The following is an 18,988-nucleotide window of genomic DNA, read 5'->3' on the forward strand; positions in this document are numbered from 1 at the left end:
CGAGTCCAGAGATCGCCCCGGGCGATCGAAACCGGAGAGTCCTCAACGATGAGCCACACCACCCCCGACCCCAGCGCGGCAGCGTCGCCGCACGCGTCGGCCGCGGCATCCGACCGCGCCGGCCGCATCGAGACCCACGGCGTCGACGTCATCCCCGACGCCGAGCGCCACGGCCGTCCGCGCGAGCTGTTCTGGGTCTGGATGAGCGCCAACGTCGTCTACCTCTACTTCGTGCTCGGCGGCGTGCTCATCCTGCTCGGCCTCTCCATCTGGGAGGCGCTCGCGATCACCGTCGTCGGCAACCTCTGGTGGGCGGCCGTCGGCTGGCTCGCCGTGAGCGGCCCCGCGTCGGGCACGCCGAGCGTCACCGTGATGCGCGCGATGTTCGGCATCCGCGGCAACCGCGTCTTCGGCGGCGGACTCGGCGTCGCGATCGGCCTGTTCTACGAGATCATCAACATCGCCGTCGCGACGCTCGCCGCCAACGCGCTGCTCGGGCTCATCGGCATCGACGTGTCGGGCGGGCTCGGCTGGGTCGTGCTCGTGGTCGTCGCCGCCCTGAGCTTCGTGCTCAGCGTCTACGGCCACGCGACCATCACCAAGCTGTCGCCGTACTTCTCGGCCGCGCTCGCCGTGGCGTTCATCGTGCTCGCGGTGTTCGTCTTCCAGGCCGCCGACTTCACGTACCGGCCGGCGCCACTGCCCGACGGCGAGCACTGGGCCATGGTCCTGCTCGGCTACGCGATCGTCGCGTCGGGCCCGCTGTCGTGGGGCACCGGGGCCGACTACGCCCGGTACCTGCCGCGCGACACCCCGAAGCGCACGGTCGCCCTGTGGACCGCGCTCGGCGGGTTCATCCCGGCCGTGCTCATCGGCACGCTCGGCGTGGTCGCCGGCACCGCGATCGACATGACCGACCCGCAGCTCACCATCGGCGAGATCGTGCCCGGTTGGTTCACCCCGGTCTTCCTCGCGATCGTCGTGCTCGGCAGCATCACGAACAACGTGCTCGTCGCGTACTCGACCGGTCTCTACGCGCAGGGCCTCGGCATCCGGGTCTCCCGCGCCGCGACCGTGATCATCACGGGCATGCTCGCGACCGTCGCCGCGGGCTGGTTCGTCTACCTCGCGCCGAGCTTCCTCGACACGCTCAACGCGTCGCTCGAGCTCAGCGTCACCGTGCTCGGACCGCTCGTCGCGATCTACGCGGTCGACATCGTGCTGCGCCGCAACCGGTACGACGGCGTCGCCCTCAGCGACGAGCGCCGGGGCAGCCCGTTCTGGTACACGGGAGGCGTGTTCTGGCCGGGCGTCATCACCATGATGGTCGGCACGACCGTGGCCGTGCTCATGGCCAACACGACCCTCTACGTCGGCCCCATCGCGGCCGCGCTCGGCGGCGCCGACCTCTCGGCCGTCGCCGGCCCGTTCCTCGCCGGGGCGCTCTACGCCGTGCTCTGGCTCACGACCTCGCCGTACCGCGACCGAGCGCGCCGTCCCGGTGCGCCGGCCGTCGGTCGCGATGCGACAGCGGATGCCGCGGCATCCGGAACCCAGCAGGCGGATGCCGCGGCATCCGCCCCCGTCACCATGGAGGTACCCGCATGACCTGGCGCATGCCCGCCGAGACCGCGCAGCACGAGCGCACCTGGATGGCGTTCCCCCGCGAGGGCATCACCCTCGGGGAGTCGACGTCCGACCGCGAGGAGGGCTACGCCGCCTGGACGGCCGTGGCCCACGCCGTGGCCGAGTTCGAGCCGGTCACGATGCTCGTCGACCCGACCGAGCGCGAGCGCGCGGCGTCGATGCTCGGCGACGGGATCGAGCAGGTCGAGGCGCCGGTTGACGAGTTCTGGATGCGGGACCACGGCCCCACCTTCGTCGTCGACGACGAACGGCCCGGGGTCCTCGGCGCCGTCGACTGGGTGTTCAACGGCTGGGGCGCGCCCGAGTGGTCGGAGTGGCGCAAGTCCGCAGAGCACGCCCGGATCATCGCCGACCTGGTCGGCGCCGAGACGGTGAGCAGCCTGCTCGTGAACGAGGGCGGCGGCATCCACGTCGACGGCGAGGGCACCGTGCTCGTCACCGAGACCGTGCAGCTCGACCCGCGCCGCAACCCGTACGCCGACCGGGCGCGCGTCGAGGCGGAGCTCGCGCGTACCATCGGCGCGACCCGCGTCGTGTGGCTCTCGCGTGGACTGACCCGCGACTACGACGAGTTCGGCACGAACGGCCACGTCGACATCGTGGCGACGATGCCGTCCGCCGGACACCTGCTGCTGCACGACCAGCGCGACCCCGAGCACCCCGACCACGAGGTGACCCACGAGCTCCGCGCCCACCTCGCCGAGCAGACGGATGCCGCGGGCCGCCGCTTCGAGATCCTCGACCTGCCGGCGCCCGAGACGCTCCGCGACGACGAGGGCTTCGTCGACTGGAGCTACGTGAACCACCTCGTCGTGAACGGCGGCGTCATCGCCTGCGGGTTCGGCGAGGAACGAGCGGATGCCGCGGCGCGCGAGATCCTCGAGGCTGCGTACCCCGGGCGCCGAGCCGTCACCGTGGACGCGCGCCCGCTCTTCGCCCGTGGCGGCGGCATCCACTGCATCACGCAGCAGCAGCCGGCGGTGGCGCGATGAGCGGGGACACCTCCCGATGGTCGAGTAGCGACGCCGCAGGCGACGCGTATCGAGACCCGAACGCGTCACGTCTCGATACGCGGCCGGCTGCGCCGGGCGCTACTCGACGACCGGGCGGATCGTTCGACGTCGTCGAGGCGTCGATCGCCGAGCTGCGCGCGGCGCTCGAGGACGGACGCGCGACGAGCGAGTCGCTCACCCGGGCGTACCTCGAGCGCATCGAGGCGTACGACCGCCCGGGCACCGCGGCCGGGCTCAACGCGCTCGTCGTGATGAACCCGTCGGCGATCGACGACGCGCGGGCCTCCGACGAGCGCCGCGCCCGCGGCGAGACGCTCGGGCCACTCGACGGGATCCCGTACACCGCCAAGGACAGTTACCTCGCCAAGGGGCTCACCGCGGCCGCCGGCAGCCCCGCGTTCGAGCACCTCGTCGCCCAGCGCGACGCGTTCACGATCGAGCGGCTGCGCGCGGCGGGCGCCGTGCTGATCGGCCTCACGAACATGCCGCCCATGGCGAACGGCGGCATGCAGCGCGGCGTCTACGGCCGCGCCGAGAGCCCGTACAACGCCGAGTACCTGACGGCCGCGTTCGGCTCGGGGTCGTCGAACGGCTCGGGCACCGCCACCGCGGCATCCTTCGCGGCGTTCGGCCTCGGCGAGGAGACCTGGTCGAGCGGCCGCGCGCCCGCCTCGAACAACGCGCTGTGCGCGTACACCCCCTCGAGGGGTGTCATCTCGGTGCGCGGCAACTGGCCGCTCGTGCCGACCATGGACGTGGTCGTGCCGCACACGCGCTCCATGGCCGACCTGCTCGAGGTGCTCGACGTGATCGTCGCCGACGACGCCGAGACGCGCGGCGACTTCTGGCGCGTGCAGCCGTGGGTCGAGATCCCCGCGTCGTCGTCGGTGCGGCCCGACTCGTACCCGGCGCTGCGGCCGGCGGATGCCGCAGCGGCACGCTCGGCGCTCGCCGGGAAACGATTCGGAATCCCGCGCATGTACGTGAACGAGGATCCCGACGCTGGCACCGCCGAGCCGGGTCGCTCGCCCGGCATCGGCGGACCCACCGGGCAGCGCATCGACACTCGCCCCTCCGTGATCGACCTCTGGGAGGCCGCGCGCCGCGACCTCGAGGCGGCCGACGCCGAGGTCGTCCTCGTCGACTTCCCGGTCGTGTCGAACTACGAGGGCGATCGCCCGGGTGCGCCGACGATCGCGACCCGCGGGCTCGTGAGCCCCGAGTACCTGCACCGCGAGATCGTCGACCTTTCGGCCTGGTCGTGGAACGACTTCCTCGAGGCCAACGGCGACCCCGCGTTGCACTCGCTCGCGGACGTCGACGGCGCACGGATCTTCCCGCAACCCGAGGGCACCCTGCCCGATCGCTACACGGGGTTCGACGACGACATCGCCGAGTACCCCGAGTGGGCCCGCGCGAACCCGGGCGCAACCTTCGCCGACATGCCCGAGCTCGAGTCCGGGCTTCGCGGCCTCGAGGAGACCCGGCGGCTCGACCTCGAGCAGTGGATGGACGACCTCGGCCTCGACGCGGTGGTGTTCCCGGCTGTCGCCGACGTCGGTCCGGCCGACATGGATGTCGTCGCGGCATCCGCCGACCTCGGCTGGCGCAATGGCGTGTGGGTCGCGAACGGCAACCTCGTGCCGCGGCACCTCGGCATCCCGACGGTCACGGTGCCCATGGGCACCATGGCCGACATCGGGATGCCGGTCGGGCTGACGTTCGCCGGACGCGCCTACGACGACAACGCGCTGCTCGCGCTCGCCGCGGCCTTCGAGGCGACGGGATCGCGCCGCACCGAGCCGCCGCGCACGCCGAGGCGCTGACGGGGCGAGCGCCCTCGCGGACGCTACCCTGACGGCATGGCGGTCAGCCGGTCCCGCGCGGCGGTCTCCGCGCGACGGCGCAAGCGGCGCATGGCGCGCGTCACGCACGACCTCAGCGACGCGCAGTGGGCGGCGCTGACCGCGGAGTGGCGGGGATGCGCCTACTGCGGCGCCACCGACCGGGCCCTGCAGCGCGACTGCGTGCTGCCGATCTCGCGCGGTGGACGCTACACGCTCGAGAACGTAGTCCCCGCATGCGGATCGTGCAACGCGAGCAAGTGCAACGACGAGGTCACCTCGTGGCTGCGGCGCAAGAAGCTCGACGAGCGGGCATTCCTGCTGCGGCAGCGCGAGATCGCGCTCGAGCTGGTCGCGCGCTTCGCGGGCCCGGATCATGCGGTGACCTGACGCGCCGCGGGACCTTCGGCTCCGCGCCCGCCCGGGCGGTCTGACCCGGGCCCATCTGATGCCGCGACTGCACGGTTCGCGGCATCCGACAGCTGCATCACAGCGGACGCGAGCGCGCGATGAGGTCGTCGAGCTCCGATGGGCGGTACAGCCGGACCGCGGTCAGCGAGGTCACGTCGACCCACGACTTGAGGATCGATCGTGCGATTCCGCCGAGCACGACGACCGCTCCGCTGCCGTCCTCCAGGCGCGTGTCAACGAGGAGCTCCAACTCGTCCTCCTCGGCACCTCCGAACTCGAACTCATCGTCACGTTGCGACGGCCGCTCGATCACCACACGCACCCCAGTTCCTCCGCGGGCCGCGAACTCTCGGATCAACTGTCCTCGGCTCAAGGCCAGCCGATCCCGGATCGGCAGGTCCTCGAACGTCAGCGCCGCCGCCGTCGAGGACAACTCACCGCCCCGGCTCGCGTCCTCGCCGTCGCCTCCGTGACCCCGACCGACGGCGTCGCCTCGACCACCCTCGTCGCCACTTCCACCCGCACCACCGCCGGCATCGGCCCCTGCCCCGCCTCCCGCTCGTGACAATCGCGCCTCCGCGTACTCCGCAACGGCCTCGCGGACGACCGCCTTCTTCGGAACGTCCATGAAGTAGGCCAACTGCGCGATGCGCCGATCAGTGTCCACGTCGACCTTCACCGCGCGTTCGACGGTGTTCCGTGATCCCGGCATGGCGCTCCGTCCTCTCTCGATGCATTCAGCGCATGAAGTGTTGTTCCCTCGTGGAACTCGGTTCCGAAGTTCCGAAGTTCCGAAGTTCCGTGACTTCTGGGGAGAAACACTCCCATCCAGCGGGCCCGTCGAACGCAGGCGATCGGGGCCCGGTTCTGCGGGGATCGGGTGGCTCGATTGTGGAGGACGAGACGCGGGAGCGCGGGAAGAGGCGGGGCGGGGAAGAGTGGAGGGGTGAGGGATGCGTGGAGGGGCGAGGGATGCGTGGAGGGGTGAGGGATGCGTGGAGGGGTGAGGGATTCGTGGAGGGGCGAGGGATTCGTGGAGGGGCGAGGGATGCGTGGAGGGGTGAGGGATGCGTGGAGGGGCGAGGGATTCGTGGAGGGGAGACGGATGCGTGGAGGGCGAGGGATGCGTGGAGGGTGATGGACGGGTGGGCGCGAGTGGCGGAAATGGTCGACGAGGGGCGGGGTGGAGGACGGCGGGGTGGAGCGGGAGCGGCGGGCGGGTGACGGCGTCAGGCGACCGTCACGGTGCGCTCGTGGAGGCCCGTCGCGCCGTCGGGGACGACGCCCTGCAGCTCGGAGGTCTGGACCTCGCCGTCGACGTCGGTCGCGCGGACGCGCAGGGTGTGGGTGCCGGAGTCGGCGTCCCAGTCGAAGCGCCACTGCACCCAGGTGTCGATCGAGATCGCCTCGGCGAGCGTCGCCGGCTGCCACGGCCCGTCGTCGACCTGCACGTCGACCGCGGCGATGCCGACGTGCTGGTGCCAGGCGACACCGGCGACCGTGATGGTGCCCGCCGAAAGCTGCTGGCCGCTGCGCGGCACGTCGATGCGGCTCTGCAGCTTGATCGGGCCCTTCGCGCTCCAGCCGCGGTCGGTCCAGTAGGCGGAGGCCGCATCGAAGCGCGTGACCTCGAGGTCGACCACCCACTTCGTGGCCGAGACGTATCCGTAGAGCCCCGGCACGACCATACGGACGGGGAATCCGTGCTGCGCGGGCAGCGGCTCGCCGTTCATGCCGACGGCGAAGATCGCGTTCCGGTCGTCCTGCAGCACGGCAAGCGGGGTCGACGCCGTGAAGCCGTCGACGCTGCGCGAGAGCACCATGTCGGCGTCGGCAGTCGGGTTCGCACGGGCGAGCAGCTCGCGGATCGGGTAGCCCAGCCAGACCGCGTTGCCGATGAGGTCGCCGCCGACCTCGTTCGACACGCACGCGAGCGTCGTGACGCTCTCCTCGAGGGGGAGGGCGAGGAGCTCGTCCCACGTGAGGGTGACCTCCTGGTCGACCATGCCGTGGATGCGGAGGCTCCACGTCTCGGGGTCGACGGCGGGCACTGCGAGGGCGGTGTCGATGCGGTAGAACTGCGCGTTCGGCGTGATGACGGGGGTGAGCCCCTCGACGTCGAGCTCGGCGCCAGAGGGAACGGTGGCATTCGTGGTGGGCTTCGGCAGCGCGATCGTGTCGCGGATCGCCGTGACCGCGCGGGTACCCGCCTGCAGGGCGTAGCCGCCGATGGCCGCGAGCACGCCGACCGCCGCGGCGCCGCCGGCCCACCCGAGGAAGCGGCGCCGGTCGATCCCTTCGGGTTGCGACGGCGCCGGGGCATCCGTCGACGGAAGCCGGGTGACGAGGAACTGCAGTGCGATGACCGACGCGACCGCCGCGAGTGCGGGCGGCGCGAACGCCAGCAGGGGCGCGTTCGCCCGGGTCATCGCGGCGACGACCCCGACCACCCCGAGCGCCCCGATGAGCACGCGTCCCCACGGCGGGCGACGCACTTCGAGCATGCCTGCCGCTCCGGCGACGGCGAGCAGCACGATCGCGATGCCGATGAGGAGCGCGACCTTGTCGGCCGTGCCGAACAGGGCGATCGCGGCATCCTTCGCCCACGACGGGGCGAGGTCGATGAGCAGCGAGCCGACGACGACGAAGGGGCTCGCCTCGGGGGCGAGGATCGCCGCCGCGAGCTCGCCGACGCCGGCGCCGAGGGCCACGGATGCCACGCCGGCGAGCGCCGGGAGCACCCACCCCCGCGCGCGACCGGTCGTCGTGGGCATGCGTCCAGCGTAAGTCGGCGAGGCTGCGCGTCGACTCGGAAGTTCGCGCCTGTGGATGAGCGGCGTCGGGCGGCGATCAGCTCGCCGGGTGCGCCGCCATGAACGCGGCCGCGCGCGGGGCGAGCGACGCGCCGACTTCGGCGGCCGGGCGCTTGCGGCCCTTCACCTCGAACGAGTGGTTCGCCTCCTCGATCCACTCGACCGTCGCGGTCGGGCCGATGCGTGCGACAACCTTGTCGAGCTGCTCGTTGGGGATCGCGAAGGGGTCGTTGCGCCCCTGCAGGAACAGCATCGGCACCGTGATGCCGGGCAGGTGCTCGTCGCGCGCCTTCTCGGGACGGCCGGGCGGGTGCAGCGGGTAGCCGAGGTAGATGAGGCCCGCGACTGGCATGCCGTCGGCGACCGCCATCGACGCCATGCGCCCGCCGAACGACTTGCCCGAGGCCCAGATCGGCTCCCCCGAGCCCGCGCCCGCGCCGCCGGCCCGCTCGGCCGCGGCGGCGAGCGCCGCACGCCACGTCGCGATCGCGACGGGCGGCCGGTCGGGGAAGCGCCGCTTCGCCTCGCGATACGGGAAGTTGAACCGCAGCGTCGCGGAGCCGAGGTCGTGCATCGCCCGGGTGAAGCCCGACATGAACGGATGCTCCATGCCCGCGCCGGCGCCGTGCGCCACGACGATCGTGGCCGCGGCATCCGCCGGGCGCGAGTACACGCCCGACACGGGGGTGCCGTCGACGTCGATCGTGATGGTCGTCTCGGACGAGGTCGACGGGGTCATGCCTCAATCGTGCCGCATCGTCGACTCGTCACAACATGCCCTTGTCGGCGTGACGCGCCGCCCGTCGCCGCTCGATGGCGGCGTACCACCGGAACATCTGCGGCATCAGCCAGTACGCCGCGATCGGGACGACGATGAGCGTCACCACGAACGCCCGCAGCACGGGATGCCAGTCCGCGATCACCGGCGCGAGCAGCACGCTCACGATGGCGACGAGCGGGAAGATCGTGAGCCACACGATGAGCGCGGTGACGTGGATGTTCGGCCGCTTCGGCGGCGCAGGTGGAGGCGGCGTCGGCGCGGGGGTCGGCGGCGCCTGGTCCGTCGGCGATTCGGGGTTCGGCACGGGCGAGCCGTGCTCGGGAGGTGTCACGGTCATGTGTTCGGCTCCGCATCGGCGCGAGCCCGTTGATGCTGCCCGGCCGCGCGGACGCGACCGGCCCCTCCATTGTCCTCCCGGCCCGACTGCTCCGCTAGGAGCTGAACACCTCGAAGATGCCGCCCACCCCGTCGAGCACCGCGCCGGTGCCGTCGACGAGGTCGCCGACCGCGGCCGTGAGCTGCACGGCGCCGCCCGCGGCATCCAGGGCCGTCGCGACGTCGGGAAGGACGTCGACCACGTCGAGCAGGTCGAGGTCACGCGTGACGAGCTCGTCGTGCTCGAGCTTCACCTGCCGGATCCACTCCCGTTCGAGCCCGAACAGCACCGCGTAGGGGAGCAGTCGCTCGTGCAGGTGGTAGCGGGCGAGCGCCGGATCCTCGCCGTCGGTCGGCACGAGATCGGCCCCGGTCGGCGACTGCAGCATCCGCAGCCGGTCGGCTTCAGCGAGCTCGAGGTACTGCCGCAGGCCGTCGAGGTGTTCGCGCCGGGGACGCGCGGGTGGCAGGAATCGGCGCCATGACGCCGGCGTCACCGCGATCGTGGCGATCGTGGCCGCGAGCGCGATCAGGGTCAGGCCGAGCGCGGCGCCGTCGCCGTCGATCAGCGCGAAGACGATCAGCAGCGCCTCCACGAGCATGCCGACGTACGCGAGGCTGCGCAGCGTGACGCCCGGCCAGGTGGTGCGGCGCGGGGCGATGAGCCCCTCGCGGGCGAGCGCGTGCTCGGCGTGCTGCACGAGCGTGCGGAGCCGTCCGGTGAGCGCCCGCCGCTCGGACGAGAACCGCCGCACCCGTCCGGGCGTGTGGTCGGGACCGAACAGCGCCTCGAGCAGGGTCAGCTCATCGGCCGTGAACACCACGTTCGGCAGCACCGCCACGCCGATCGGCTCGCGCTTCGAGCCGGCGAGCAGCCGCACCTTGCGCTTCACCGCGAGGTCGATGAGCATCGCGGATGCCGCGCGCCGATCCGCGTCGACGAGCAGCGCGTCGTGCAGCACCGTCGAGCCGCGCTGCGGCGCGTACTGCACGACGAGTCCCGTCACGCGCTGCGCGGCGATCGCACGGGCGACGAAGCCGAGCCCGAGGATCAGGAACGCAGGGGCGATCGCGAGCGCGATGACGGCGGGGAGCACGGGCCCAGTCTAGGGATGCGGCCGCATCCGGTGTCTTGGCGTTGACAAGCGTCCGGGCGCCTACCACCCCTCGGCGAGCACCCGGTCGAGCGTGTCGACGAAGAAGTCCGCCGAGGCCCGGTCGATGCACAGCGGGGGCTTCGTCTTCAGCACGTTCTGGTGGTCGCCCGTGGGCTGCATGACGATGCCGAGCGCGAGCAGCCGGTCGCAGATCGCGCGGGTCTCTTCGCTGGCCGGCTCGAGCGTCTCGCGGTCGCGCACGAACTCGACGCCGAGGTAGAGGCCGAGGCCGTGTACGGCCCCGATGAGCGGATGCCGCGTCGCGAGCTCTTGGAGCCGGCCCTTCAGGTGCGCGCCGACCTCGGCCGCGTTGCGCTGCAGGCCCTCGTCGCGGAACGCGTCGAGCACCGCGAGGCCCGCCACGCTCGACGCCGGGCTGCCGCCGGTCGACGAGAAGAAGTAGCCCTGCGTGCGGAAGCGCGCCGCGATCTGGCGCGTCGTGATCACCGCGCCGAGCGGGTAGCCGTTGCCGGCGGCCTTCGCCACGGCGACGATGTCGGGCACGACGCCCTGCTGCTCGAAGCCCCAGAACCACTCGCCGAGGCGTCCGTATCCGGCCTGCACCTCGTCGGCGATGGCGAGCCCGCCGGTCTCGCGCACGGCCGCGTAGACCTCGGCGAGGTAGCCGTCGGGCAGCGGGATGCCGCCGGCGTTGCCGGAGAAGGTCTCGGCGATGAAGGCGGCCGGCAGCCGACCGGATGCCGCGAGCTCCCGGATGCGGCGAGCGGCCTCGGGCGCGTAGCGCGCGGCATCCGTGCCCCGATGCAGCCCGCGGAACGGGTTCGGCGCGTCGAGCACGTGCACCCAGTCGGGCCGGGTCGCGAGCGCGTTCGGGTTGTCGGCGATCGAGGTGGACACGGCGTCGGAGCCGTACGTCCAGCCGTGGTAGGCCTCGAGGATCGACACGACGTCGCGGCGTCCGGTCGCGGCGAGCGCGACGCGGAGCGCGAGATCGGTCGCCTCCGAGCCCGAGTTGACCAGGAAGACGGTGTCGAGCGGATCGGGCAGGAGCTCGGCGAGGCGCTCGGAGAACTCCACGACCGCTCCGTAGTTGAAGCGCGAGTTCGTGTTGAGCGTGCGCAGCTGCTTCGCGACGGCCGCCGCGAGCTTCGGGTGTCCGTGGCCGAGCGGCGTCACGTTGTTCACCATGTCGAGGTACACGCGTCCGTCGGTGCCGACGAGGTGCTCGCGCCAGCCGCGCTCGATGCGCGGCGGGGCGTCGTAGTAGTGCTCCTGCACCTCAGCGAACGCGCGGTCGCGCCGCGCGATGAGCGCCGCGGCGTCGCGCTCGGCCGAGCCCGCGGGTCGAGGAGCGCCCGGCGAAGCCGGACGGGTATCGAGACCCATGATCATCGCCGGATCCCCCGTCAGCCCCAGCCACCCCGCCGCATACTCCGGCCGCACGAGGTGCGGCACCTTCGGCCCGTCGGGCCGCTCGAGCCGGATCCGGTGACGCGTGCGCGCGAGCATGTGCCCGTCGAGGATCGTGACGCCGTCGGCGGCCTCGATCACGAGCCGGTACCCGTCGGGGGCCGAGAGGTGCTGCGGCTCCGCGAACCACACGTCGACGCCGGTCGGGATGGTCGCCGACGAGGTCGTCGAGTGCGTGCCGCTCGCGGTGAGGCGGGGCGTGCCCCGCTCGAGCCACGCGACGGATGCCCCGGCGTCGAGCGCCGCGAGGGCGACCCGATCCTCGAGGTCGGGGTCGAGCCACGCGCCGGCGTCGACGTCGTCGGAGGTGATCGAGACGTCGAGGCGGACGGCCGACGTCGCGACCTGGTCGTCGAGGAGCGCCGCCGGAGGCGACGATGCGACCCGGTCGTCGAGTAGTGCCGCCGAAGGCGACGCGTATCGAGACGCCTCACGTCCCGGTCTCGATACGGGTCCGGCTTCGCCGGGCCCTACTCGACCACCGGGGGTGCCGGCTTCGCCAGGCCCCACTCGACCACCGGGGATGTCGAGCGCGTCGGCGATCACGGCGGACATGACCGCGGTGGGCACCGAGACGGCCTGTTCGAACATGCGCCACTCGCGCGCGATGCCGCTCGCGGCATATGCGTTCTCGCCGCCGTCGAGCTGCACCTGGTGCTCGCCGCTCACCACGAGCACGGCGCCGCGCAGCACGACGATGGGCCAGATCGCCGCGACCTCCTCGGGCGACAGCGGCCGCACCGCATGGAACGCGCGGATCGCCGCCAGCACCGAAGCCGGCTCGGCGCCCGCGTGGTGCAGGAGCGACGTGATGGTGATGGCGAGTTCGGCGACCGCCCAGCTGCGCGTCACGTCGCCGAAGTCGATGATCCCGTCGGGCAGGCGGATGCCGCGCTCGGTCGAGCACACCACGTTGTCGTCGGTCAGGTCGAGGTGCACGGCCTGCAGCGGAAGCGCGGATGCCACGTCGGCGAGGTCGGCCCAGGCGGCGGTCGCGGCATCCGTCACCTGACGCCGACGGGCCGGGTCGGGGTGGTGCGGCGCGAGGAGCTCGACGACGCGGTCGGCGTGGCGCGGATCCCACTGCAGCACGCGCTCGAGCCCGTCGTGGCCGAAGTCGGCGAGGGCGAGGCTCGTGCGGGCGGCGAGCTCGCCCATGCGCGCGATGGTCGCCGGCGAGAGGTATCCGCCGCCGGTGAGGGTGCCGCCGTCGAGGTGCTCGATGATGCGGATGCTGAGCGGGCCCTCGCTCGTCTCGGCGACGATCGAACGGGGCGTGCCCGTGGCGTCCGTCGTGGTGGTCGCGATGCGCACGGCCGGCGCACGTGCGGCGATGCGGTCGGCGGCCTGCTCCTGGGCGGCCAGCTCGACCGCGGTGAACGCCGGGTTCGTGATCTTCACGACGCCGACCGGCTCGCCGTCGACGCGCGCGAGGAAGTTCTGGTCCTGCTGGCTCCCGAGCGGTGAGAGCTCCGCGACGATACCCCAACGCTCGCGCACGATGGACGCGACCTCGTCGGCGGGCAGGTTCGGCGCCGGCAGCTCGCCCGCCCCGAAGAAGTCGAACCCCCGCACGCCTGCGCTTCCCTGCGACATCCGCGCCCCTTTCCGCTCTCGACGATAGCCAGCCGCGCCGGCCGCCGAGAATGTGCGCGATGGCGAGGGACGCCGCCCGCGTTCGCCACGGCGACCGGGTGCGCGTCGACTCGGGTCGGCGTTCCGGTCGTTGTGTCGCCCAGCAGAAGTCGGTGCCCAAGTGTCCAAGTGCCCAGGTGACCAAGTTCCCGAGAGCCCGAAGTTCCGGAGTTCCGGAGTTCCGGAGTTCCGGAGTTCCGGAGTTCCGGAGGACTGCTACGAGGAGCGAGGGGCGCGGCGCCGGCGGAGCTCGACGGCGAGCCGGGCCACGACGGTGGTCAGCACGACGGCGACAGCCGCGATGATCGCGGCGATGCCGGTCACGGTCGACTCCGGCGTGTCCGTGAGGCGGGCGATCGCGATCCAGGAGAGGCCCCACGCGAGCGACAGGGTGGGGGCGATGCGCCCGCGATCCCAGACGGCGAGGGCGACGCCGACGAGGCCCGCGACCGCGACCACGACGACCGCCCAGGTCTCGGGCGGAATGCCCCAGCCGTCGAAGCCCGCGGCGACCAGCGCGGCCGTGACGTTCGCGGCGGTCGCCACGGTCACCCAGCCGAGGTAGAGCCCGACGGTGCCGTCAGTGGCCAGGGCGTCGAGCGCGTTCCGGGGCGGCAGGGCGAGGCAGCGCCGGAAGGCGGCGATGAGCACGACGAGGAGCGCGCCGATGATCGGCACGCTGAGCCGGAGCAGGTCGAACTGGATGCTGAGGATCCACGCCGCGTTGAGCAGCAGCGAGGCCGCCACGAGGTAGCCGATGCGGCGATGCCGCTCCGCGATGCGCTGCGCCGGCAGGAACTGCCAGACGGCGTACGCGAGGAGCCCGGAGTAGATGAGCGACCAGATCGAGAAGGCGCCCGTTCCCGGGGCGATGAGGGTCGCATCGGCCGCGAGCGCTCCACCGGCGGCATCCTGCACCGGAGTTCCGCCGGCCGCGCCCGACCCGATGAAGGAGCCGATCACCGCCAGCAGGGCGCTCACCGCCACGGTGAGCTGCCTGGCGAGGTCGCCGCCTCGGGTGGTCGTTGCCGCCGTGCTGGTCGTCGTCATCTCCGCCACTCCTGCCGTCGTCTCGTGGACCCCGGTCGGTTCGCCCGCCAGCCTAGGCATGCGGGCGTTCTCACGCGTCGAACTTCCGATGGACGACCTGGCGAGCGCGGGAGGGTCACTCCTCGGCGCCGAGCTCCTCGCGGATGCGGCGCAGGTCCTCCATGAGGGAGCCGACGAGGATCCAGTGCGCCGACTTCGGCGCCGCGATGACGAGCGCCGAGGTGAGCGCCGGCGTCTCGGACGTGAGCGGCTCGGGCTCGGGCTCCGCGACGCGGGCGGCGAGGCGCACGTCGTGGGCGACCCGGCGCAGCTGCTCCGCGATGGCGCGCACCGTCGGCTCGTCGTGCAGGCTGGCGTCGTAGTGGTCGGCGAACGCACGGGTCATGCCGATGAGCTGCGTGACGATCGGGCTGAGCTGCTCGAGCAGCTCGCGGAGCTGGGCGAGCTCCTCGCGGTGGGCGGAGCGCCGCGGGTTGAGGGTCAAGGACTCCTGGCCGTCGTCGATCGCGGCATCCGCGGCATCCCGCATCGGGCGCAGCAGCCGTGCCTCGATCATGAGCGACTCGAGCTCGGCAGGGGTGCGATTCGTCTCGAGCGCGTGGGCGAGGCGGTCGACGGATGCCGCGAGCTCACCGCCGAGGCGCGCGAGCGCGTCACGGGCCGGCGCGACGGCGACGGGCGGCACGATCAGCGCGTTGATGATGATGCCGATCGCCGCGCCGATGAGGGTCTCGAGCACGCGGTCGAGCGCGTACTCGGGCGAGGACGCGCCGAGGGCGAGCACGAGCATCGCGCTGATCGCGACCTGGTTCGACGTGCCGGGCGTCATCTTCAGCGCCCACGCGACGAGCATCGCGACGACGATCGCGACGAGGATGACCCACGTCGTCTGTCCGAAGGCGAGCGAGATGCCCGTGGCGATGAGCACGCCGAGGATGACGCCGATGGAGCGTTCGATCGCCTTGCCGAGCGACTGGTTCACGCTCGGCTGCACGACGAGGAGGGCCGCGATCGCCGCGAACACCGGCAGCGGCCCCGGGATGAGCCAGCCGGCGACGAGCCAGGCGGCGATCGTGGCGACCGCCGACTTCAGGACCTGCAGGATCGGGACGCGCTTGGTGGCCCGGAACGTCGCCGTGATGCCCATGCCCTCAGGCTACGCGGCAGCACCCGGTGGTCGAGTAGCGCCCGGTGGTCGAGTAGCGCCCGGCGAAGCCGGCCGCGTATCGAGACCCTCTCGCCGCGTCTCGATACGCGTCGCGCTTCGCGCGGCGCTACTCGACGACCGCTCATCCCAGGGCGGCGAGCGCCCCGTCGATCGGATCGTCGCCCGACACGACCTCGAACTGCGTGCGCGAGGCCGCGCCGGTCTCGAGCAGCGACGCGATGATGGCCGCGACGTCGGCGCGGGGGATCCGTCCGCCGCCGGGCACCACGTCGGCGGCGCGGATGCGCCCGGTGCCGGCGTCGTTCACGAGGGAGCCCGGCCGCACGATGGTCCAGTCGAGGTCGCGGGACCGGACCGAGGCATCCGCTTCGCTCTTCGCCCGCAGGTAGAGCTGGAAGATGTCCTGCGAGTCGGGGTCGAAGCGGTCGGTGTCGATGGCCGAGATCACGATGAGCCGAGGGACGCCGGCGGCCTCCGCGGCGTCGGCGAGCAGGATCGCGGCGTCGCGGTCGACCGTGAACTTGCGCTCGGCGGTCGAGCCGGGTCCGGCGCCGGCGGCGAACACCGCGGCATCCGCGTCCTTCAGCACCTGGCCGACCTCGGAGACGGATGCGTCCTCGAGGTCGAGCACGACGGCGGACGCGCCCGTGGCGTCGACGTCCGCCCGGTGCTCTGGGTTGCGGATGATGGCGATCGGTTCGTGCCCGGCTTCGACGAGCAGGCGTTCGAGGATGAGGGCGATCTTGCCGTGGCCTCCGGCGATGACGACGCGCATCACCCGAGTATCCCACCGGTGGTCGAGTAGCGCCCGACGAAGTCGGACCCGTATCGAGACCCTTGTCCGATCTCGATACGCGTTGTCGCTTCGCGCCAGCGCTACTCGATCACCGGTGGTGTCGCTCCGCGGCGGCGCTACTCGATCACCGGGGAGGGCGTCGGAGGCCCCCGATAGCGTGGACGCATGACGTCGCTCGCAACCGACCTCGCCCGCCTCGGCGTGGAGTTCTGGGAGTGGCGCGATGCCACGTCGTTCCGCACGTCCGACGACATCCCGCGCGTGGAGCGGCCCGACGGCTGGCTGCCGCGCTTCGACCGGGCGGCGATCGACGGGTTCCGCCTCGAGCTCGAGGGCTTCGCCGCGCGCTGGCGGGCGATCGACGACGAGGGCGTCGGCGCGCTGCCGATCCCCGACCAGGTCGACCACCGACTCCTCGGCGCGGCGCTCGCGCGCGTGCACTGGGAGCTCGACGTGCTGCGCAACCACGAGCGCGACGCCGTGTTCCTCACGTCGCAGGTGCTCGGACCGTGGTTCGACCTGCTGCTCCCGCCCCCGCCGTTCGACGCCCGACGGCGGTCCGACCTCGTGCGCGTGCTCGAGGCGGTCCCGGCCGGCGTCGACCAGGCGATCGCGAACCTCGAACGCGCCGGCGTCGCGACGCTCGCCCGCGTCGCGGCGGCCGAGCTCGACGACATCGGCGCGCGGCTCGCCCGGTCGGTCGACGCGGTGCGCCCGCTGACGGACGCCGCGACCGCCGCCGCGCTCGCCGCAGCCCGGCCCGCCGCAAGCGACGCGCTCGAGCGCTACCGGGAGTGGCTCGCGGCATCCGCCGGCCGGCTCGGACCCGACGTGGTCGTCGGACGCGACGCGTTCACGTGGTACCTGCGGCACGTGGCGCTCGTGACCGCCGAGCCCGAGGAGCTCGTGCGTGCGGCCATGCAGGACTACCGGCGCAGCGTCGTCGCGGAGCTCGTGACGCGCACCCGCTTCAGCGGTCTGCCCGAGCCCGAGCTCGCGGCATCCGCCGAGGCCGAGTCGGCCGACCAGGCCGAGCTCGAACGGGAGGTGCGCGCGTTCACCGAGGCGGCGGGCCTGCTCAGCCAGCCCGACTCGCTGCGGCGATACCGGTACGCGCCGACGCCCGACTACCTCGAGCCGCTCGCGTTCCTCGGGGTGAACGACGATCTCACGAGCATCCGCCGGGTCGACGACGATGCGACCTCCTACGTGCCCGAGCCGTCGCCCGACCTGCCGTACTTCGCCGCCGCGAACGCGCGCGATCCGCGGCTCGGCATCATCCACGAGGGCGCGCACAGCCAGCAGCTCGCGCTGTCGTGGGCGCAGCCGAACCCGATGCGCCGGCACTTCATCGACTCGGTCGCCAACGAGGGCATCGCGCACTACAACGAGGAGCTGATGCTCACCGCCGGGCTCTTCGCCGACGCGCCGCACTCGCAGGCGATCGTGCAGAACTTCATCCGGTTGCGGGCGCTGCGCGTCGTCGTCGACGTGAACCTCGCGACCGGCGCGTTCAGCCTGCCCGATGCCGTCGACTTCTTCGTGCGCGAGGTGCCCATGGACGTCGGCACCGCCACCGAGGAGACCTCGTACTACGTCGCGACGCCCGGGCTCGCGATGGCGTACCACGTGGGCAAGCAGGAGGTGCTGCGACTCGTGACGGATGCCGCGGTCGCGGCCGCCGCCGACGGGCGCGAGCTCTCCGCGCGCGACGTGCACGACTTCGTATGGCGCAACGGCAACGTGCCGCTCTCGCTGCAGCGGTGGGAGCTGCTCGGCGACCGCAGCGACGTCGACCTCCTCGACGCAGCCGGTCGCTGGGACGCGGTGCTCTAACCCCGCACCAGCCCCAGCCGCAGCAGGCTCTCGGCTGAGGCGAGGATCGCCTCCTCGTTCGATCGCGGGTGCCAGCCGAGCATGCGCTCGGCCTTCGCGTGCGACGCGTACGGCCGGCGCCCGAGCTGCGGCAGGACCGCGCGCACGTCGGGGTCGAAGCGCGCGGCGATGCGTACGACCCAACTCGGGACCGCGCGCGTCGGCACGTGCCGTGCCGCGTCGCCGAGGCGCTCGCGCAGCATCGCGGCGACCTCGGTGAACGGCATCGGGTCGCCCGCGACCGCGAGGAACCGCTCGCCGGCGGCATCGGGGTGCGTCATGGCGGCGAGGTGCAGCGCGGCGACGTCGCGCACGTCGACGGCGTTCGTCGCGGCATCCGGGATGCCGCGCACCTCGCCGTTGAGGAACGTGCGCAGCAGGTGCAGCGACGACGAGAGATCACGGCCGAGCGTCGGACCGAACACCGCGACCGGGTTGACCACGGCGAGCTCGAGGTCGGGCGCCTCGCGGTCGATGAAGTCCCACGCGGCGCGCTCGGCGACGGCCTTCGACCGCACGTACGGCGTGAGGCGCTCGTCGGCCGGGTCGGTCCAGTCGTCCTCGGCGTAGGGTCGGCCGGGATGCGGCGCGCCGTAGCCGACCGCGGCGAACGACGACGTGAGCACGACGCGTCGGACCCGAGCATCCCGAGCCGCGCGCACGGCGCGGACCGTCCCGTCGCGGGCCGGCACGATGAGCTCGTCGGGATCCTGCGGCTGGGTCGCCGGGAACGGCGAGGCGACGTGGAGCAGGTACGTCGCCCCCGTCGCGGCGTCGAGCCAGCCGTCGTCGTGCAACAGGTCGAGCTCGGCGAACTCGACGCCCGCGGCATCCGCGCCGCCCTCGGCCACCATGGCGCGCACCTCGTCGGCCCGCGCGAGCGACCGCAGGCTGGTGCGGACTCGGTACCCGGCCTCGAGGAGCTGCACGATGCAATGCACGCCGATGAAGCCGGAGCCGCCGGTCACGAGCACGAGTTCGCCGCTCACGGA

General features: G+C 72.7%; 15 protein-coding genes. 5 read left to right on the top strand and 10 right to left on the bottom strand.

Annotated elements, in window-relative coordinates; genetic code table 11:
* Window positions 1–48 precede the first annotated feature (48 nt).
* The 4 genes from FYC51_RS10150 to FYC51_RS10165 are packed head-to-tail and all read left to right on the top strand — an operon-like array spanning window position 49 to window position 4,894.
* On the top strand, window positions 49–1,608 hold the full coding sequence (locus FYC51_RS10150; protein ID WP_148733423.1) for a purine-cytosine permease family protein: 1,560 nt from the start codon (window positions 49–51) through the stop codon (window positions 1,606–1,608).
* Entirely contained in the window at window positions 1,605–2,639 is a 1,035-nt protein-coding gene (locus tag FYC51_RS10155) for an agmatine deiminase family protein (protein ID WP_148733424.1), read from the top strand. The genes FYC51_RS10150 and FYC51_RS10155 overlap by 4 nt, the downstream gene beginning before the upstream one ends.
* Window positions 2,636–4,486 carry an amidase gene (locus FYC51_RS10160; RefSeq protein ID WP_148733425.1) on the top strand — a complete coding sequence of 617 codons (1,851 nt, stop codon included), beginning with the start codon at window positions 2,636–2,638 and terminating at the stop codon, window positions 4,484–4,486. The genes FYC51_RS10155 and FYC51_RS10160 overlap by 4 nt, the downstream gene beginning before the upstream one ends.
* A 36-nt stretch (window positions 4,487–4,522) precedes the next feature.
* Window positions 4,523–4,894: an HNH endonuclease gene (locus FYC51_RS10165; protein WP_148733426.1), complete on the top strand. Its 372-nt coding sequence runs from the start codon at window positions 4,523–4,525 to the stop codon at window positions 4,892–4,894.
* A 97-nt stretch (window positions 4,895–4,991) separates the two neighbouring features.
* On the opposite strand, the gene FYC51_RS10170 is transcribed toward FYC51_RS10165, so the two are convergent.
* From FYC51_RS10170 to FYC51_RS10210, 9 genes are all read right to left on the bottom strand, one after another.
* A complete protein-coding gene (locus FYC51_RS10170) occupies window positions 4,992–5,627 on the bottom strand; it encodes a hypothetical protein (protein ID WP_222863229.1) in 636 nt (211 codons plus the stop codon).
* 517 nt (window positions 5,628–6,144) lie between these two features.
* Window positions 6,145–7,689 (bottom strand): molybdopterin-dependent oxidoreductase, encoded by a 1,545-nt coding sequence (locus FYC51_RS10175; protein WP_148733428.1) that lies wholly within the window; start codon window positions 7,687–7,689, stop codon window positions 6,145–6,147.
* Between the two features lie 76 nt (window positions 7,690–7,765).
* Entirely contained in the window at window positions 7,766–8,467 is a 702-nt protein-coding gene (locus FYC51_RS10180; RefSeq protein ID WP_148733429.1) for an alpha/beta hydrolase family protein, read from the bottom strand.
* 28 nt (window positions 8,468–8,495) lie between these two features.
* Complete coding sequence (locus FYC51_RS19570) at window positions 8,496–8,846, bottom strand: putative antibiotic biosynthesis monooxygenase (RefSeq protein WP_148733430.1); 351 nt, start codon at window positions 8,844–8,846, stop codon at window positions 8,496–8,498.
* A 94-nt stretch (window positions 8,847–8,940) separates the two neighbouring features.
* Window positions 8,941–9,981, bottom strand: coding sequence for a DUF2207 family protein (locus FYC51_RS10190; protein WP_148733431.1), 1,041 nt, complete (start codon window positions 9,979–9,981; stop codon window positions 8,941–8,943).
* Between the two features lie 60 nt (window positions 9,982–10,041).
* Complete coding sequence (locus FYC51_RS10195) at window positions 10,042–13,068, bottom strand: aminotransferase class III-fold pyridoxal phosphate-dependent enzyme (RefSeq protein ID WP_148733432.1); 3,027 nt, start codon at window positions 13,066–13,068, stop codon at window positions 10,042–10,044.
* Window positions 13,069–13,323: 255 nt separating this feature from the next.
* A complete protein-coding gene (locus tag FYC51_RS10200; RefSeq protein WP_148733433.1) occupies window positions 13,324–14,157 on the bottom strand; it encodes a tryptophan-rich sensory protein in 834 nt (277 codons plus the stop codon).
* A 115-nt stretch (window positions 14,158–14,272) separates the two neighbouring features.
* Complete coding sequence (locus tag FYC51_RS10205; protein WP_148733434.1) at window positions 14,273–15,304, bottom strand: FUSC family protein; 1,032 nt, start codon at window positions 15,302–15,304, stop codon at window positions 14,273–14,275.
* Window positions 15,305–15,446: 142 nt separating this feature from the next.
* A complete protein-coding gene (locus FYC51_RS10210) occupies window positions 15,447–16,100 on the bottom strand; it encodes an NAD(P)H-binding protein (RefSeq protein WP_148733435.1) in 654 nt (217 codons plus the stop codon).
* Window positions 16,101–16,286: 186 nt separating this feature from the next.
* On the opposite strand from FYC51_RS10210, the gene FYC51_RS10215 reads away from it, so the two are divergent.
* Window positions 16,287–17,957 (top strand): DUF885 family protein, encoded by a 1,671-nt coding sequence (locus FYC51_RS10215; RefSeq protein WP_148733436.1) that lies wholly within the window; start codon window positions 16,287–16,289, stop codon window positions 17,955–17,957.
* On the opposite strand, the gene FYC51_RS10220 is transcribed toward FYC51_RS10215, so the two are convergent.
* On the bottom strand, window positions 17,954–18,985 hold the full coding sequence (locus FYC51_RS10220; RefSeq protein ID WP_148733437.1) for an NAD-dependent epimerase/dehydratase family protein: 1,032 nt from the start codon (window positions 18,983–18,985) through the stop codon (window positions 17,954–17,956). The two genes, FYC51_RS10215 and FYC51_RS10220, sit on opposite strands and share 4 nt — an antisense overlap.
* Between the last annotated feature and the right edge of the window lie 3 nt (window positions 18,986–18,988).

The organism is Agromyces mariniharenae (assembly GCF_008122505.1).
Lineage (GTDB): Bacteria > Actinomycetota > Actinomycetes > Actinomycetales > Microbacteriaceae > Agromyces > Agromyces mariniharenae.

Bases quoted from the DNA above. Each gene is read 5' to 3' on its own strand.
- FYC51_RS10210 (WP_148733435.1), bottom strand. From the start codon at position 16,100: ATGCGCGTCGTCATCGCCGGAGGCCACGGCAAGATCGCCCTCATCCTC.
- FYC51_RS10200 (WP_148733433.1), bottom strand. From the start codon at position 14,157: ATGACGACGACCAGCACGGCGGCAACGACCACCCGAGGCGGCGACCTC.
- FYC51_RS10215 (WP_148733436.1), top strand. From the start codon at position 16,287: ATGACGTCGCTCGCAACCGACCTCGCCCGCCTCGGCGTGGAGTTCTGG.
- FYC51_RS10170 (WP_222863229.1), bottom strand. From the start codon at position 5,627: ATGCCGGGATCACGGAACACCGTCGAACGCGCGGTGAAGGTCGACGTG.
- FYC51_RS10150 (WP_148733423.1), top strand. From the start codon at position 49: ATGAGCCACACCACCCCCGACCCCAGCGCGGCAGCGTCGCCGCACGCG.
- FYC51_RS10175 (WP_148733428.1), bottom strand. From the start codon at position 7,689: ATGCCCACGACGACCGGTCGCGCGCGGGGGTGGGTGCTCCCGGCGCTC.
- FYC51_RS19570 (WP_148733430.1), bottom strand. From the start codon at position 8,846: ATGACCGTGACACCTCCCGAGCACGGCTCGCCCGTGCCGAACCCCGAA.
- FYC51_RS10205 (WP_148733434.1), bottom strand. From the start codon at position 15,304: ATGGGCATCACGGCGACGTTCCGGGCCACCAAGCGCGTCCCGATCCTG.
- FYC51_RS10160 (WP_148733425.1), top strand. From the start codon at position 2,636: ATGAGCGGGGACACCTCCCGATGGTCGAGTAGCGACGCCGCAGGCGAC.
- FYC51_RS10195 (WP_148733432.1), bottom strand. From the start codon at position 13,068: ATGTCGCAGGGAAGCGCAGGCGTGCGGGGGTTCGACTTCTTCGGGGCG.
- FYC51_RS10155 (WP_148733424.1), top strand. From the start codon at position 1,605: ATGACCTGGCGCATGCCCGCCGAGACCGCGCAGCACGAGCGCACCTGG.
- FYC51_RS10165 (WP_148733426.1), top strand. From the start codon at position 4,523: ATGGCGGTCAGCCGGTCCCGCGCGGCGGTCTCCGCGCGACGGCGCAAG.
- FYC51_RS10180 (WP_148733429.1), bottom strand. From the start codon at position 8,467: ATGACCCCGTCGACCTCGTCCGAGACGACCATCACGATCGACGTCGAC.